The organism is Lentzea sp. (genome assembly GCF_036380075.1).
Taxonomy (GTDB): Bacteria; Actinomycetota; Actinomycetes; order Mycobacteriales; family Pseudonocardiaceae; genus Lentzea.
Genome location: NZ_DASVFL010000106.1, coordinates 1 through 15,430 on the forward strand (window position 1 = coordinate 1; position 15,430 = coordinate 15,430).

General features: G+C 69.8%; 13 protein-coding genes. 9 read left to right on the forward strand and 4 right to left on the reverse strand.

From position 1 onward, the window contains the following. Positions 1-467, reverse strand: a 467-nt coding sequence (locus VF330_RS13210) for a LysR family transcriptional regulator (RefSeq protein ID WP_330851854.1), incomplete at its 3' end; no start/stop codon positions are given. An 83-nt stretch (positions 468-550) separates the two neighbouring features. On the opposite strand from VF330_RS13210, the gene VF330_RS13215 reads away from it, so the two are divergent. The 6 genes from VF330_RS13215 (at position 551) to VF330_RS13240 (ending at position 7,271) form a co-directional block, all read left to right on the forward strand. After that, positions 551-2,035, forward strand: a complete 1,485-nt coding sequence (locus VF330_RS13215) for an aldehyde dehydrogenase family protein (RefSeq protein ID WP_330851855.1) — start codon at positions 551-553, stop codon at positions 2,033-2,035. Beyond that, positions 2,016-3,176, forward strand: coding sequence for an FAD-binding oxidoreductase (locus tag VF330_RS13220; protein ID WP_330851856.1), 1,161 nt, complete (start codon positions 2,016-2,018; stop codon positions 3,174-3,176). The genes VF330_RS13215 and VF330_RS13220 overlap by 20 nt, the downstream gene beginning before the upstream one ends. Positions 3,177-3,184: 8 nt before the next feature. Beyond that, complete coding sequence (locus VF330_RS13225) at positions 3,185-4,303, forward strand: Glu/Leu/Phe/Val family dehydrogenase (RefSeq protein WP_330851857.1); 1,119 nt, start codon at positions 3,185-3,187, stop codon at positions 4,301-4,303. A 73-nt stretch (positions 4,304-4,376) separates the two neighbouring features. Beyond that, positions 4,377-5,462 (forward strand): CoA transferase, encoded by a 1,086-nt coding sequence (locus VF330_RS13230; RefSeq protein WP_330851858.1) that lies wholly within the window; start codon positions 4,377-4,379, stop codon positions 5,460-5,462. Between the two features lies 1 nt (position 5,463). After that, a complete protein-coding gene (locus VF330_RS13235) occupies positions 5,464-6,624 on the forward strand; it encodes an acyl-CoA dehydrogenase family protein (RefSeq protein ID WP_330851859.1) in 1,161 nt (386 codons plus the stop codon). A gap of 104 nt (positions 6,625-6,728) precedes the next feature. Next, positions 6,729-7,271, forward strand: a complete 543-nt coding sequence (locus VF330_RS13240; protein ID WP_330851860.1) for a TetR/AcrR family transcriptional regulator — start codon at positions 6,729-6,731, stop codon at positions 7,269-7,271. Here VF330_RS13240 and VF330_RS13245 read toward each other — a convergent pair. After that, on the reverse strand, positions 7,268-7,972 hold the full coding sequence (locus tag VF330_RS13245; protein WP_330851861.1) for a peptidylprolyl isomerase: 705 nt from the start codon (positions 7,970-7,972) through the stop codon (positions 7,268-7,270). The genes VF330_RS13240 and VF330_RS13245 overlap by 4 nt on opposite strands. Positions 7,973-8,116: 144 nt before the next feature. Here VF330_RS13245 and VF330_RS13250 point away from each other — a divergent pair, with 144 nt between their 5' ends. The 3 genes from VF330_RS13250 (at position 8,117) to VF330_RS13260 (ending at position 11,238) form a co-directional block, all read left to right on the forward strand. Beyond that, positions 8,117-8,305: an antitoxin gene (locus VF330_RS13250; protein WP_330851862.1), complete on the forward strand. Its 189-nt coding sequence runs from the start codon at positions 8,117-8,119 to the stop codon at positions 8,303-8,305. A 163-nt stretch (positions 8,306-8,468) separates the two neighbouring features. Next, the gene (locus tag VF330_RS13255; RefSeq protein ID WP_330851863.1) at positions 8,469-10,505 is read left to right on the forward strand and encodes a hypothetical protein; all 2,037 of its coding nucleotides are present in this window, start codon (positions 8,469-8,471) and stop codon (positions 10,503-10,505) included. A 52-nt stretch (positions 10,506-10,557) separates the two neighbouring features. Next, a complete protein-coding gene (locus tag VF330_RS13260; RefSeq protein WP_330851864.1) occupies positions 10,558-11,238 on the forward strand; it encodes a hypothetical protein in 681 nt (226 codons plus the stop codon). Between the two features lie 10 nt (positions 11,239-11,248). Here VF330_RS13260 and recQ read toward each other — a convergent pair whose 3' ends face one another. Then, complete coding sequence (gene recQ, locus VF330_RS13265; protein WP_330851865.1) at positions 11,249-13,240, reverse strand: DNA helicase RecQ; 1,992 nt, start codon at positions 13,238-13,240, stop codon at positions 11,249-11,251. A gap of 39 nt (positions 13,241-13,279) precedes the next feature. Then, positions 13,280-15,130 (reverse strand): Xaa-Pro dipeptidyl-peptidase, encoded by a 1,851-nt coding sequence (locus tag VF330_RS13270; RefSeq protein WP_330851866.1) that lies wholly within the window; start codon positions 15,128-15,130, stop codon positions 13,280-13,282. Positions 15,131-15,430: the final 300 nt, after the last annotated feature.

Below are 15,430 nucleotides of genomic sequence, written 5' to 3' on the forward strand. Positions count from 1 at the left end.
GTCCGCGGCACGAGGTCGTAGGCATAGACCAGCGCCAGGTCGAGCGCACCGGTCAGCACGAGCGGCAGCACGTCGTCCGGCTCGGCCTCGTCCAGCCGGATCTCGGCGTCCGGCAGGTCCGCCTGGAGCCGCGCCAGCGCCCTGGGCACCACCCGCGCGCTCGCGGTGGGGAACGTGCCGATCCGCAGGCGCCCGCGCAGTCCCTGCACCATCGCCTTCACCTCGTGCTCGAACCCGTCGAACGCCGCGAGCAGCTCACCGCCGCGGTCGGCGATCATCAATGCCGCGCTGGCCGGCCGGATCGAGTGCGCCTCCCGTTCGAACAGCGTCACGCCGACGGCGCGCTCGAACGCCGAGATCTGCTGCGACACGGCCGACGACGTGTACCCGAGCCGGCGTGCCGCCTCGGCGAACGACCCCGTCTTCACCACCTCGACGAGCGTGCGGAGATGCACCGGGTTGAGCACCAGGACAGCTTATGCTCGACTTCGCGAGCTTTCAGCCTGTGAGCTCTGGCGCAACCACCCGGACACGCACCAGTGTGGGGTGCATGCCCTACGTCTCCACGAACCCGGCGAACACCTCCGACGTGGTCACCGAGATCGAGCTCGGGACCAGCAGCACCTTCGTCGAAGCAGCACGACGGGCGAAGGCGGCACAACGCGCGTGGGCACGCGTGCCCGCCCCCGTGCGCGGCCAGGTCATCGGCAACATCGGCAGGCTCGTCGAGGCGAACGCCGAACAGCTCGCCCAGCTCGTGACCCGCGAGATCGGCAAGCCGATCGGGGAGGCGCGCGGCGAGGTGCAGGAGATCGTCGACACCTGCGACTTCTTCGTCGGCGAGGGCCGGCGCCTCTACGGGCAGACCGTGCCGTCGGAGATGCCCGACAAGCAGCTCTTCACCTTCCGCAACCCGGTCGGCACCGCGGCGATCATCACCGCCGGCAACTTCCCGGTCGCCGTCCCGTCCTGGTACATCGTCCCGGCGCTGCTGTGCGGCAACTCGGTCGTGTGGAAGCCCGCCGAGTACTCCGCCGCGTCGGCCCAGGCCTTCCACGACGTGTTCCAGGCGGCCGGCATCCCGGCCGGCGTCTTCGAGATCGTCTTCGCCGAGGGCTCGGAGACGTTCGCCGGCCTGGAGCAGTCGCTGCGGCAGGGACTCGTCGACAAGGTCGGCTTCACCGGCTCCAGCGAGGTCGGCGTGCGGATCGGCGAACTGTGCGGACGCCACCTCCAGACGCCGTGCCTGGAGCTCGGCGGCAAGAACCCGATGGTCGTCACCGAGGACGCCGACCTGGACCTCGCGGTGCAGGGCGCGCTCTTCGCCGGCTTCGGCTCCGCGGGCCAGCGCTGCACCTCGCTCGGCACCGCCATCGTGCACGAGTCGGTGTACGACGAGTTCCTGACCCGGTTCGTCGACGCCGTGTCGGCGGCCGCCGTGGGCGACCCCACCGGCGACGTCCTCTACGGCCCGCTGCTCGACGAGAAGTTCGCGCTGGCGTACGAGAAGTACCTCGGCTGGATCGGCGAGCACCACACCGTGCACGGCCCGACCGGCCGCATCACGGACTCCAGCCCGCGCGACGGCTTCACCGGCGCCAACGGCCTCTTCTACCACCCCGCAATCGTTTCCGGTGTCCGAGCCGACGACGAACTGTTCCTCCAGGAGACGTTCGGCCCGATCGTCGGCGTCATGAGCTACTCGGACCTGGACGAGGCGATCGAGCTGGGCAACAAGCCGGGCTACGGCCTGTCGTGCTCGATCTACACCACGGACCCGAACAAGGCCTTCCGGTTCCGCGCCGGCATCTCCGCCGGCATGGTCAGCGTGAACAACTCGACGTCCGGGGCCGAGGCGCACCTGCCGTTCGGCGGCAACGGCAAGAGCGGCAACGGCTCCCGGCAGTCGGGCGTGTGGGTGCTCGACCAGTTCACCCGCTGGCAGTCCATGAACTGGGACTACTCCGGGAAGCTGCAGAAAGCGCAGATGGACACGCTCGCGATCGAGGCGAACCTTGACTTCCGCCTCGCCTGAGCTGCCCAGCCAGGCGGAGGTCGTCGTCATCGGCGGCGGGGTGATGGGATCGTCCATCGCCTTTCACCTCGCCGAGGCAGGCATCCGGGATGTGGTGGTCGTCGAGAAGGACGAGCTGGGCTCCGGCTCCACCTGCAAGGCAGCAGGCGGGGTGCGCGCCCAGTTCTCCGACGAGCTGAACATCAGGCTCGGAGCTCGATCCATCGAACTGTTCCAGCGCTTCCTGCAACGGCCCGGGCAGGAGATCGATCTGCACCAGGTCGGCTACCTGTTCCTCCTCTCCTCCGACGATGACGTGACGGCGTTCGAGCGCAACGTCGACCTCCAGAACTCCCTCGGGGTACCCAGCCGCATGATCACGGTCGAGGAAGCCCGGCGGATGTCGCCGTTGGTCGAAGCGGACGGCCTGCTCGCGGCGGCTTTCTCCCCGGACGACGGCCATTGCACTCCGGAGTCGGTCGTCCTCGGTTATGCCACCGCGGCCCGCCGGTTCGGTGCCCGCTTCCGCACCAGAACCACCGTGAGATCGATAGTAGGGACGGGGTCCGACACTTTTCGCGTCGAGACGGACCGGGGCGTGGTTTCGACGCCGACGGTGGTCTGCGCGGCGGGCGCGTGGTCGCGGGAGATCGGCGAGATGGTGGGCGTCGACCTGCCGGTTTCTCCGCTGCGACGGCAGATCATGTTCACCGGGGCCATGCCGGAGCTACACGATCGGGTTACCCCGTTCACCATCGACTTCGGCAGCACCTTCTACTTCCACCGCGAGGGTCCCGGGCTGCTGTTCGGCATGTCCGACCCGGACGAGACGCCGGGCTTCAAGCTGGAGATGTCCGACGCGTGGCTGCCGCGGCTCACCGAGGCGATCGGCCGGCGCGCGCCGCGGTTGCTCGACGTGGGCGTGCGCGACGGCTGGGCCGGGCTGTACGAGGTGACGCCGGACCACAACGCGTTGATCGGTTCCGTCGGCAGGTTCTTCTACGCCACCGGTTTCTCCGGCCACGGCTTCCTCCAGGGGCCCGCGGTGGGTGAGGTGGTGCGCGACCTCGTGCTCGGCCGCGAGCCGTTCGTCGACGTGTCCGGTCTGGACGCCTCCCGCTTCGCCGCCGACCAGGCGCGCCCCGAACTCAACCGCGTGTGAGGACAGCGATGGACGTTCTTCAGCTCATGGACGAGTGGGGCCCCGAGAAGGTCGTCTGCGTGTCCGACCGGCGCACCGGCATGAAGGGCGTGCTCGTCATCGACAACACCGCGCGCGGCATGGGCAAGGGCGGCACGCGGATGAGCCCGCACGTGACGGTGGCGGAGATCGCCCGCCTCGCGCGCGTGATGACGTGGAAGTGGGCGGGGGTCGACCTGTTCTTCGGCGGCGCCAAGGCCGGCATCGTGTTCGATCCCTCTTCTCCCGACAAGGAATCCGCGCTGCGGGCGTTCGCGCGCAAGCTCTCCAACGAGGTGCCGCGCGAGTACGTCCTCGGCCTCGACATGGGCCTCACCGAACGGGACGCCGCGATCGTCCAGGACGAACTGTCGGACCGCGGCGCTATGATGGGCGCACCGGCTCAACTCGGCGGTCTTCCGTACGACGAGCTGGGCGTCACCGGGTACGGCGTGGCCGAGGTGGCGGACGAACTGGTGGAGCTGCACGGAAAACGCGTGGCGGTCCAGGGTTTCGGCGCGGTCGGTGCCGCGGCGGCGAAGCGGTTCGCCGAGCTAGGCGCCGTCGTGGTGGCTGTCTCGTCGGTGCACGGGGCGTTGGTGGATGCCGACGGCCTGGACGTCGCGCGGCTGCTGGCGTTGCGGGGCCGGTTCGGTGACCTCGCGGTGAAGGAGTACGGCGACGTCCGCGAGCTCGGTGCCGAGCTCAGGGTGCCGTGCGACGTGCTGGTGCCGGCGGCGCTGCAGGACGTGGTCGACGCGGACCTGGCGGGCGAGCTCGACACCGCGCTGGTGGTCGAGGGCGCGAACCTGCCGACTTCCGTTGCGGCGCAGGAGGTTCTCGCCCGGCGCGGGATCACCGTCGTGCCGGACTTCGTCGCGAACGCCGGCGGCGTGATCGCGGCTGCTTTCGCGATGGACGCGCGGTACTCGGCGTTCCCGGTGAACCCCGCGGTGGTGCTGGACGCCGTGTCCTCGAAGCTGAGGGCGAACGCGGCGCACGTCGTCGCCGAGGCGAGAACCCGGGGCACCACAACACATGTGGCCGCGCGGGAGCTGGCGCAGGAACGCGTGCTGGCCGCGATGAAGCTGCGGGGACGGGTCGCGTGAGCGGCCTCGCCCGCGTGCGCCGGCCGGCGCACGAGCACGCGTTGACCACTACGAAGCGGTGGAGGCCGGCCCGATGAGCTCCCTCGAAGGCGTCGTGATCGCGGACTTCAGCCGCGTGCTGGCGGCGCCGTACGCGACGATGGTGCTGGGCGACCTCGGCGCCGAGGTCGTCAAGGTGGAACAGCCCGGCCGGGGCGACGAGACCCGCACGTGGGGTCCGCCGCACTACGAGGACGAGGCGACGTACTTCCTGTCCGTCAACAGGAACAAGACGTCCGTGCAGATCGACCTGTCCACCGAGGTGGGCCGGGAGCAGGCGCGCGAGCTCATCGCGCGGGCGGACGTGGTGGTCGAGAACTTCAAGCCGGGCACCATGAAGAAGTTCGGGCTGGACTACGAGTCGCTGGGGCGGGACGACCTCGTCTACTGCTCCATCTCGGGATTCGGGGCGGGCAAGGGCGCGGACCTGCCCGGCTACGACCTGGTCGTGCAGGCCGTGGGCGGGTTGATGAGCGTGACCGGTCCCGGACCGTACGAGCCGGTGAAGACCGGGGTGGCGCTAGTCGACGTCCTCACCGGGTTGCACGCGTGCGTGGGCATCCTGGCTGCGTTGCGGCACCGGGAGGCGACCGGGCTGGGCCAGCTCGTCGAGCTGGACCTGCTGACGGTGTTGCTGTCCAGCATGGTGAACCAGAGCGCGGGCTTCACGCTGGCGGGGTCGGTGCCGAAGCCGATGGGCAACCGGCACCCGTCGATCGCGCCGTACGAGGTGTTCCCGACGGCCGACCAGCCGATCGTGCTCGCCGTGGGCAACGACCGGCAGTTCCGGCGGCTGTGCTCGGTGCTGGACGTGCCGGAGCTGGCGACGGACCCGCGGTTCGTCGCGAACTCCGACCGGGTCGAGCACGTCGACGAGCTGTTCGAGGCCCTGTCGGCGCGGCTGCGGACGCGTCCGGCGGTGCACTGGTTCGAGACGCTGACGCCGCTCGGGGTGCCGTGCGGTCCGGTGAACGACGTCGCGCACGCGTTCGCGCTGGCCGAGTCGCTGGACCTCGGCCCGACCGCGACGATCGGCGACATGACGCTGGTCGCCAACCCCATCCGCCTGTCGCGCACGCCGGTCACCTACCGGCTGCGCCCGCCGAAGCTGGAGCCGTGACGTGCAGGACCCGTTGCAGTTGCTGGACATCCCGTCGTCGCTGAGCGACGAGGACCGCGACATCCAGGCCACCGTCGCGGCGTTCCTCGCCGACCACGTCCGGCCGCACATCGCGTCCTGGTTCGAGGAGGGCGTGCTGCCGCGCGAGCTGGCGCGGGAGCTCGGCAAGCTCGGTGTGCTGGGCATGCACCTCGAGGGCTACGGCTGCGCGGGCACGTCCGCGCTGGCGTACGGGCTCGCGTGCCTGGAGTTGGAGGCGGTGGACAGCGGCATCCGCAGCTTCGTGTCGGTGCAGGGCTCGCTGTCGATGTACTCGATCTGGCAGTACGGGTCGGAGGAGCAGAAGCAGGAGTGGCTGCCGCGCCTGGCCGCCGGCGAGGCCATCGGGTGCTTCGGGCTGACCGAGCCGGACTTCGGTTCCAACCCGTCGGGCATGCGCACGCGTGCCGTGCGCGACGGAGCGGACTGGGTGCTCGACGGCTCCAAGACGTGGATCACCAACGGCGGCCTGGCCGACGTGGCCACGGTGTGGGCGCGGACCGAGGAGGGAATTCGAGGATTCCTCGTTCCCCGCGGCACGCCGGGATTCTCGACGCGGGACATCAAGAACAAGCTGTCAATGCGAGCATCCGTCACATCCGAGTTGGTGCTGGAAGGGGTGCGACTTCCGGAAAGCGCCCGGCTGCCGCTCGCGACATCTCTTCGCGCTCCCCTTTCCTGCCTCAACGAGGCGCGGTTCGGGATCGTGTTCGGCGCTGTCGGCGCGGCGCGGGATTCGTTGCAGGCGGCACTCGACTACTCCGCCACACGCGTGCAGTTCGACAAACCGATCGCCGCGTTCCAGTTGACGCAGCGCAAGCTCGCGAACATGTCCGTGCAGGTCAACACCGCGATGCTGCTGGCGTTGCACCTCGCGGGGCTCAAGGAGGCCGGCACGCTGAAGCCGGAGCAGATCAGCGTCGGCAAGTACAACAACGTCGAGACCGCCATCGCGATCGCGCGGGAAAGCCGCACGATCCTCGGCGCCAACGGCATCTCTTCGGAGTACTCACCGCTGCGTCACGCGAACAACCTCGAATCCGTCCTGACCTACGAGGGCACTTCCGACATCCATTTGCTATCCATCGGCCACGCGTTGACCGGAATCGCCTCGTTCCGCTGATCGTTCGTCTTATCCTGCAACTCGCACTGGGGGTTCGCGGGTGGGAGGACGTTCTGCCGGAGGAGACAAGCAGCCGCAGTGACGCGCGCCGCAACCGCAAGCGATTGCTGGATGCCGCGACGCTCGTCCTGCGGGCTGAACCAGCAACGGCGACGATGCAGTCGATCGCACGCGAGGCGGCGCTGTCGCAGGCGACGGCGTACCGCCACTTCCCGTCCGTGGAAGCGCTCGTGACGGCCTACCACGAGGACGTCATAGCGTCGTTGGCCGAGCACGGCGAACGCTCCCGCAAGAGCGGCAAGGAACTGTTCGAGCACCAGGTCACGCGCTGGGTGAAGCTGCAGAGCGTGCACGGTCCCGTGATAGTGCGGTTCTGGTCGCAGCGCGGGTTCCTGGAGCGCCTGCAGGCCGCGGACGCCATCACGGCGCTGTCGTGCACCGCGTGGGACCGGGCGCTGCGCGGAGTGCTGGTCGAGCTGGCGCTGCCGGACACGCTGCTGAACGTCGCGCGGTTCCTGCACAGCTCGTTGTTCGACCCGCGCGAGATCATGGACCTCACGAAAACCGCCGGACTCCCCGACGAGCAGGTGGTCCGGCGGCTCTCCGACGCGTTCTACGGCGCCCTGACGGGCTGGTCGGGGCACTAGACCCCGAGCGGCAGCACCCACTTCAGCTCGGACTTCACGTTCGGGCGGCCGTCCTGCGGGTCGTCGCCCGCGATGCCGCCGGCCGCGATCTTGTCGAGGGTCTTCAGGCCCTCGGGCAGGATCTGGCCGAACACCGTGTAGTTCGGGCGCAGGGTCGAGTCCGACTGCACGAGGAAGAACTGCGAGCCGTTGGTGTCCGGGCCGGCGTTGGCCATGGCGAGCGTGCCGCGCGGGTAGATGCGGCGCTGGCCGGTCGGGTCGTTCGGCGCGGGCTGGAGGTCGGTCGGGAGCTCGTCCTCGTACTTGTAGCCCGGGCCGCCCTCGCCGGTGCTGGACGGGTCGCCGCACTGGAGGACCTTCAGCGTCGGGTACGCGGTGAGGCGGTGGCAGTCGGTCTGGTTGTAGAAGCCGCGGTGCGCGAGGTGGATGAAGCTGTGCGCGGTGCACGGCGCCTTGGTGCGGTCGAGCACGAGCGGGATGTCGCCCTGGTTCGTCTTCACCTTCACCAGGACCTTGCCCTTGGTGAACCACGGGTCGCGGGGGATGGAGACCGGACGCGCGGCGGGCTCGTCCGGCGTCGCGGTGAACCCGCAGTCGGGACGTGCCGCGAGCTGCGCTTCGGGCTGCGCGGACGCGGCCGGGGTGGTGATGAGTCCGACGGTCACTGCCGCCACTGCCAGACCAGCTGCGATTCGCCTCATGCGCGCTTCCTAGCCGAGGCCGTCGCGGCCCGGCAAGTCTTAACGGATCACTCCGGTTGCCCCACAGCGGTAGTTCACTCGATCCAGCGACGTGTACCGGATCCAAGACCGGGTACCCGAACTGCATAGGGAGGTAATGCAGTCATGGGATTCGACGAGTTGAAGAACAAGGCCAAGGACCTGATCGGCGAGCACGGCGACAAGGTCGACCAGGGTGTCGAGCGCGCAGGCCAGTTCGCCGACGAGAAGACCGGTGGCAAGCACACCGAGCACATCGACCAGGGCGAGAACAAGCTCAAGGAAGGCCTCCGGAACTTCGGCGGCCAGCAGTAGCCGGGCGAACCACCCGGCATGCGTTCGTGAGGTGCGCATGCCGGGTGGTTCGCGTGTGAGTTACGCCTGATCGGACGATCCACGTCCGCGGACGCACCAGCGTTCTCGATTCACTTCCGCGATCCCGGCGACCCAGTTACCGTCGTTCGCCGGGATCGCGGAGGTGACGGTGGATCCGAGCGGGGTGACGAGAGCGGCACGACTGACGGCGTTGGCCGCGTTGTGCCTGGTCACCGTCGTTCTGCTGCTTCCCGCGGCCATCAGCGTGAGCACCGGCGGGACCGTGCCGGAGTTCTTCGGCGAGTTCGGCCGGTGGCTGTGGCCCGCAGTCGGCGTGATGGTACTCGTCGCGGTCGGCCTCGCGTTCTGGGAACGCGTCCGCGGCCACGAGACCAGCAACCGCGCCGCCGTCCTGGGACGCGTCGAGTCGCGGGTGAAGGCCTTGCTCGCCTCCTCGCTGGCCGCGCAGACCCAGATCAAGCTCGGCGTGCTGCGGCCGCCGAAGCTCGCGGTGCGCGTCGACGGCGAGTCGTTCTCCTACACGAACCTCGAAGCCATCTACGACCGGCTCGGCCACAGCATGGTCCTCTCCGGCCCGGTAGGCAGCGGCCGGTCGACCCTGCTGCGCGAGCTGTGCCTGGTGCTGGTCGACCGGGCGCGCAACGACCCCGAGGCACCGATCCCCGTCATCGTGGACCTGGCGACGTGGCGTGCGTACGGCACCCGCAAGCCGACCGAGTTCACGGCGTGGTTGCTGCGCGAGATGAACCGCCGCTACGGCATCAGCCGCTCCGCCGGCACGATCTGGCTGCGCCGCGAGCGGGTGGCCGTGCTGATCGACGGCCTGGACGAGGTGCCGCGCGTCGACCGCGCGCACTGCGAGGCCGAACTCGCGCCGTTCGCGTCGGTCGTGTGCTCGACGGGTCCCATCGAGAACCTGCCGACGGTGCACGTGGAACCGTTGTCGCGCGGGCAGGTGCTCGAGTACATCGCCTCGGTCAGCCCCCGGCTCGACGGCCTGGAGTCCGCGCTGACACCGGAGATCTGGGAGCGGCTGGACTCGCCGCTGGCGTTGAACCTCCTGGCACTGACGCACCTGGACAAGCAGGTCGACACGATCGGCACCGACTTCGTCGGGTCCTTCGTAGTGGAACGGCTCTCCGGCCAACGGGGTGCGGGCCCCGCGATCCGCGCCCTGAAGTTCCTCGCGCGGCTGGACCGACCGGATCTCGGCGCTCCCGTGCACATGCCGCACCGCCGCTCGTGGCTTCCGCTGCTGCCGACGCGCCCGTTGTGGTTGCTGTTCGTGCGCGCGGTGCCGGCCGCCTACGCCGGTGGTGTGTGCGCCGTGGCGTTCCTGACGGGGGTCCGCTTCGGGTTGTGGCCCGCGCTGGTGTTCGTGGTCGCGGCTTCGGCGTTGCTCGTGCTGGTGAACAAGCTGCCGAACGTCTTCCACCCTCCCGGACGCGCACACGGGATCATCACCGCCGCGCTCGCCTTCCTCGCGGGTGTGGTCGCCGGGTTCGTGGTCGGGCTCGCCGGCCTGTGGCTCGGCGAGATCGGCACGCCGTGGCCGTACGCCGTGGCGTACGTGTTCGTGGTGGTGGCGTCGTTCTTCCTGGCGTTGGGCTTCGTTCCGGGCGACGCGCCCATCCCGTGGTCGGTGCTGGCCGCGGCCGCGCCGGGCATCGCGATGATCTGGACCGGTCCCTACGTCGTGCTGGCGGGCATGGGGATGGGCTTCTCCGCGGGCGTCGCCGGCGGCATCTTCGCCGCGGCAGTAGGACGTGTGTGGCGCACGGTGCGGCCGGCCCAGCAGAAGCGCATGCGACTCGGGCGGCCGTGGTGGGTGCAGCCTGCCGTCCCGGTTCTCGGCTTGGTCGGTCTTCTAGGTGGGCTCGGTTCTCTGGGGTCGTGGGGCACCGCACTCGGTGTGGCGCTGGGGTTGCTGGTGACGCCGACGGCCGCCCGTGACTACGTCTGGCCGTTCGACGCGCTCGCCGAAGTCGCCGCCGAGGCCGTCACCCGCCCGTTGTCGCTGGGTGAGCTGTCGTTCCGCCGCAAGGCGCTGCTGCACCTGGCCCAGGACCGCCTGCTGCTCACCCGAGTGGACGGCGACTACCGCTTCGCGCACGTGGCACTGCGCGACCATCTGGCCGCATGCGACCCGACCGCGCTGGTCAGGGCCACGCGTCGTTGAACCTTCACGCTTCGCGGTCCGTACGGCCTGGTGGGAAGGTCGGGTGTTGCACATGCGCTGGTCGAAGGGCTGGCTCGCGGGTGCCGGGGTGTTCTCGGTCGTCGCGGCCATCGGGGGCGCGGCCTATGCCGTGGCCGGCTCCGGTCCGTCCACGTCGCAGACGGGGCCGGCGGGCAAAGAGGTCTGCACGGGGCGGCAGCTGAGCGCGGTCGCCTCGACCGGGCCGGCGAGCGTGACCTCCGACCAGTTCCCGGCCGGAACCTCGTTGCGCATCACGAACCTCTCGAACGGCCGGGCCATCACCGTGTCCGTCACTGGGACCGGCAGCGGGTGCGCCGTGCTGAACTCCGCGGCGTTCGACGCGCTGCGTTCGACCGAGTCGGACACCGCTCTGCGGCGGGTCCGGGTGGAGATCGTGGGGAACGCGCCGGCGCCCACGTCCGTCCGGTCCGCCACCTCCCGCGTGCGCGCCTCCGGAGTCGTCGGCCAGGTCGTCTGCGACGGCGCGACCGTCGGGCTGTCCCCGGTGGGCGGCGCGCCTGGCGCCTTCTCGTCGCAACTGCCCGTCGGCACGTCGGTCCGGGTGACCAACCTGGACAACGGCCGGCAGACGACCGTCCGGATCGTCGGCGTCGGTCCGGCGTGCGTGGTGCTGAACAGCGCGGCGTTCGAGCTCGTCGGGGAGTCCGGCGCGACCGTGGTGAAGCGGGCCCAGATCGAGAAGGTGACCTGAGCCCGGCACGTCACCAGTCCATCGGCTCGTCGGGCTCCTCCGGCTCCGGCCACTCGTCCGCCTCGCCGCCCGAACCCCACGCCGCGCCACCCGTGCCAGTGGTCTTCTGCGGCTTGGGCTTCGGGGCCGCGGCCGGAGCGGAACCAGCCGGCGCTGGTCCGCCGCCGGCCACCACCTCCAGGATCTGCTCGCCGTACTTCGTGAGCTTGGCCTGCCCCACGCCGCTCACCGCGCCCAGGGCGGACAACGAACCGGGCCGTGACGCGGCGATGGACTTCAGCGTGGCGTCGTGGAAGATCACGTACGCCGGGACGCCCTGCTCGCGGGCCTGCTGGGCCCGCCACTCGCGCAGCGACTCGAAGAGCGGGGTCGCCTCGGACGGCAGGTCGACCTTCACCTTGGCCGCAGCCGCCGTGGCAGTGGCCGTGCGGGTGGTCGAACGGGCCGGTGTCGGGTCCTTGCGCATCTTCACTTCGCGCTTGCGGCCCAGCACCTCGGAGCTCGCCTCGGTGAGCACCAGGGTCGAGTACTCGCCCTCCACCGCCAGGAGGCCCTGGGCCAGGAGCTGGCGGACGACACCGCGCCACTCGCCCTCGTTCAGGTCCTCACCCAGGCCGAACGTGCTGAGCTGGTCGTGGTCGAACTGGATGACCTTCGCGGTCTTGCGGCCCAGCAGGATGTCGATGGCCTGGCCGGCACCGAACTTCTGGTTGCGCTCCTTGCGCAGGCGCCAGACCGTGGAGAGCAGCTTCTGGGCCGCGACCGTGCCATCCCACGACTCGGGTGGCGTCAGGCATGTGTCGCAGTTGCCGCACGGCACGCCGCTCTGGCCGAAGTAGTCGAGGAGCCGGGTGCGGCGGCACGTGATGGTCTCGCACAGGGCGAGCATCGCGTCGAGGTGCATCTGCGAGCGGCGGCGGAAGGCCAGGTCGCCCTCCGACGACTCGATCATCTTGCGCTGCTGCACCACGTCCTGCAGGCCGTAGGCGAGCCAGGCGGTGGACGGCTGACCGTCGCGGCCCGCGCGGCCCGTCTCCTGGTAGTAGCCCTCGACGGACTTCGGGAGGTCGAGGTGCGCGACGAAGCGGACGTCCGGCTTGTCGATGCCCATGCCGAACGCGATCGTGGCGACCATGACCAGGCCGTCCTCGCGCAGGAACCGGGCCTGGTTGCGCTGGCGCACCGACGCGTCCAGCCCCGCGTGGTACGGCAGCGCCGGGATGCCGTTGGCCACCAGGAACTCCGCGGTCTTCTCCACGGAGGCGCGGGACAGGCAGTAGACGATGCCCGCGTCGCCGCTGTGCTCGCCGCGCAGCAGGTCGAGGAGCTGCTTCTTCGGTTCCTTCTTGGGGACGATCCGGTACTGGATGTTCGGGCGGTCGAAGCTGGAGACGAACTGGCGGCCGTCGGACAGGTCGAGCCGCGTCAGGATCTCCTGGCGCGTCGCCTCCGTGGCGGTGGCGGTGAGCGCGATGCGCGGCACCTTCGGCCAGCGCTCGTGCAGCTGCGTCAGGGAGAGGTAGTCGGGCCGGAAGTCGTGGCCCCACTGCGAGACGCAGTGCGCCTCGTCGATCGCGAACAGCGCGATCTCGCCCTGGTCCAGCAGCCTCAGCGTCGCCTCGGACGTGAGGCGTTCGGGCGCCAGGTAGAGCAGGTCGAGCTGGCCGTTGACGAACTCGGCCTCGACCATCCGGCGCTCGTCCCAGGACAGCGAGGAGTTGAGGAAGCCCGCGCGGACACCGAGGGCGCGCAGCGCGTCCACCTGGTCCTGCATCAGCGCGATGAGCGGGGAGACGACCACGCCCGTGCCGGGGCGGACCAGGGCGGGGACCTGGTAGCACAGGGACTTGCCGCCGCCCGTCGGCATGAGCACGAGCGCGTCGCCGCCCGAGATCACGTGGTCGACGATGTCGGCCTGGTCGCCGCGGAACTCGGGGTACCCGAAGACGCGCTGCAGGACCTGCAGCGCGTCTCCGTGGTCGACACCGTCGGTTGAACCCATGGAGCCGATGCTAGCGAGCAGCACCGACACTCCCGGTGGCTAGCCCAACTCGCCCTTCGTACCAGCGGAAACACTGGTGGCGACCAGCGGCGCGGGCGACGCGGCGGGCACCGCGCCCTTCAGCGGGATCCGCACCGACGTGCTCGCCAGGTCGACGGTCAGCCGGGGCAGCTGGCTCGGCCGCACGATGACGCTCGAGTCGGTGCCGCCGATGAGCAGGCCGAGCCGGTGGCCGGCCGGGACCACGTGGTCCGTTGTGGACAGTCGGAACGTGATGCCGTACCTGGTGCCCGGCGTGATCGTGCGCGTGACGGAGCGGGACTCGTAGTTCGCGAGGTCCGCCCAGCCGCGGGCGATGATCTGCGCGTCGACGCTGCCCGACGTCGCCTCCGTGTTGCGGTAGCAGGCGTCGTCACCGGTGCGGCTCTCACCCCAGCACGACTCCGTGGTCAGGGTCCGGATGCCCTCACCCGTCCGCACCTGCGCCGGGCCGTAGTCGACCAGGTAAGCCGTGAGGTGCGCGGTCGGCGTCGACGAGGACACCCCCACGGTGATGGACGACGTGCCCGCGACACGCAGGTCCGACGCGAGAGCTGCCGTCGAGTAGACCACCCGGCCGGTGTTGGAACCGGAGAGCCACGTGGACGGCGTCGCGCTGCCGTTGTCGGTGAACGCCGCCGTACCCGTGCCGGCCGCAGTGCCGAGTCCCGAAGAAGATGGACGCAACACGGTGCTCACGGTCCCGGTGGGCGGCCACGTCTGGTCGTCCTCCCACTGGTTCGGCGCGCGCTCCGCGGAGACCTGCGCTTCGTTCTCGATGCCGTTCTGCACGTTCAGCAGCCAGCGGTCGAACCACTTGTGCAGCGTCGCCACCCACTCCGCGCGCCGGAAGTCGAACGGGTCGACGTGCGCGGTCTGCGAGAACCACAGCTTCTTCGGCACCGACGCGGGCAGCGCGTCCCAGAACTGGCCGAACTGCAACGTCTTCACGTTGAGGTCGTTCTGCCCGTGGATGGCGAAGACGGATGCCTTCACACGAGACGCGTTGAGCACGAAGTCGCGCGTCTGCCACATGGACGTGTAGTCGCCGTTGGCCGGAGAGCCGTTCGTCATCTGCGTGCGCACGGCACCGCACCGTGAGCGCGCGTTGGAGTTCTCGAACTGCGAACCCAGCCCGGTCGGCGAGCTGTAACTGGTGTACGCGACGCCGTCGGAGCGGAACCAGTCGTACCAGGAGCTGATGCCCGCGATCGGCACGATGGTCTTCAGCCCGTCGACGCCGGTGGACGCCACGCCGTTCGCGACCGAGCCGTCCCACGACTTACCGATCATGCCGACGGCGCCGGTCGACCACGAGGCCGACTTGGTCGCGGTGCCGGTCGGGGTGGTGTAGCCGGTGCGGCGGCCGTTGAGCCAGTCGATCACCGCGGTGCCGGAGGCGATCTCGGACTGGCCGCCGACGTCGACGCAGCCGCGGGACCGGTTCGTGCCGAGGAAGTCGACCAGCACGACCGCGTAGCCGCGCGGGACGAAGTAGTTGTCGTAGAACAACGGGAACTTCACCGGCACACCGGCGGAGTCGTAGGTCTTGACCTCGCTCTCGTTGCCGCGTCCCGTGCTCTGGTAGTAGGGACTGGCCTCCATGATCACGGGCACGCGCCCGGTCGTGGACGGCCGGATGACGTCGGCGGCGACCCGGTCGCGGGTGCCGTCGCCGTCGAGGTCGAGCCCGGAGTCGACGTAGACGGTCTCGCGGACCGCGTCGGCCATCGAGTGGATCGGCGCGGACACGCCGCCGGACAGGGTGAACGCCGGTGTCGCCGCTGTGGCAGGGAGTGGCGTCAGGGTCAGGGCCCCTGCCAACGCCACTACAACACGAACACGCTTCATGGAGTTTCACGCTAAGGAGTGACGAAGTCACTCGTCAGAGCCGAAAGGCTTGATCCACGGCCTGTGCGTTTCACTCACACGTGCAGGATGCGCACTGAGCCGTCTCGTTTGGCGCACACAGTGCGGCTGGAAACGAGGGCGTTTTGCGTGTTTTGCGCAGGAACGCGTCCATTGTGGAGTCACCTGGCCACCTGGGACGCATCCCCCGGCTGGTGGGTTGTCATTCTTAAGGCTGATGTTCTCGGTGGTGAACCGAGACGAATCTCCGATGTGCAACCTGAAGACTTCCTGAAGCATTGA

Excerpts from the sequence above, each read along its gene's own strand:
- VF330_RS13225 (WP_330851857.1), top strand. The coding sequence starts at position 3,185 with ATGGACGTTCTTCAGCTCATGGACGAGTGGGGCCCCGAGAAGGTCGTC.
- VF330_RS13215 (WP_330851855.1), top strand. The coding sequence starts at position 551 with ATGCCCTACGTCTCCACGAACCCGGCGAACACCTCCGACGTGGTCACC.
- recQ (WP_330851865.1), bottom strand. The coding sequence starts at position 13,240 with ATGGGTTCAACCGACGGTGTCGACCACGGAGACGCGCTGCAGGTCCTG.
- VF330_RS13230 (WP_330851858.1), top strand. The coding sequence starts at position 4,377 with ATGAGCTCCCTCGAAGGCGTCGTGATCGCGGACTTCAGCCGCGTGCTG.
- VF330_RS13260 (WP_330851864.1), top strand. The coding sequence starts at position 10,558 with ATGCGCTGGTCGAAGGGCTGGCTCGCGGGTGCCGGGGTGTTCTCGGTC.
- VF330_RS13270 (WP_330851866.1), bottom strand. The coding sequence starts at position 15,130 with ATGAAGCGTGTTCGTGTTGTAGTGGCGTTGGCAGGGGCCCTGACCCTG.
- VF330_RS13250 (WP_330851862.1), top strand. The coding sequence starts at position 8,117 with ATGGGATTCGACGAGTTGAAGAACAAGGCCAAGGACCTGATCGGCGAG.
- VF330_RS13245 (WP_330851861.1), bottom strand. The coding sequence starts at position 7,972 with ATGAGGCGAATCGCAGCTGGTCTGGCAGTGGCGGCAGTGACCGTCGGA.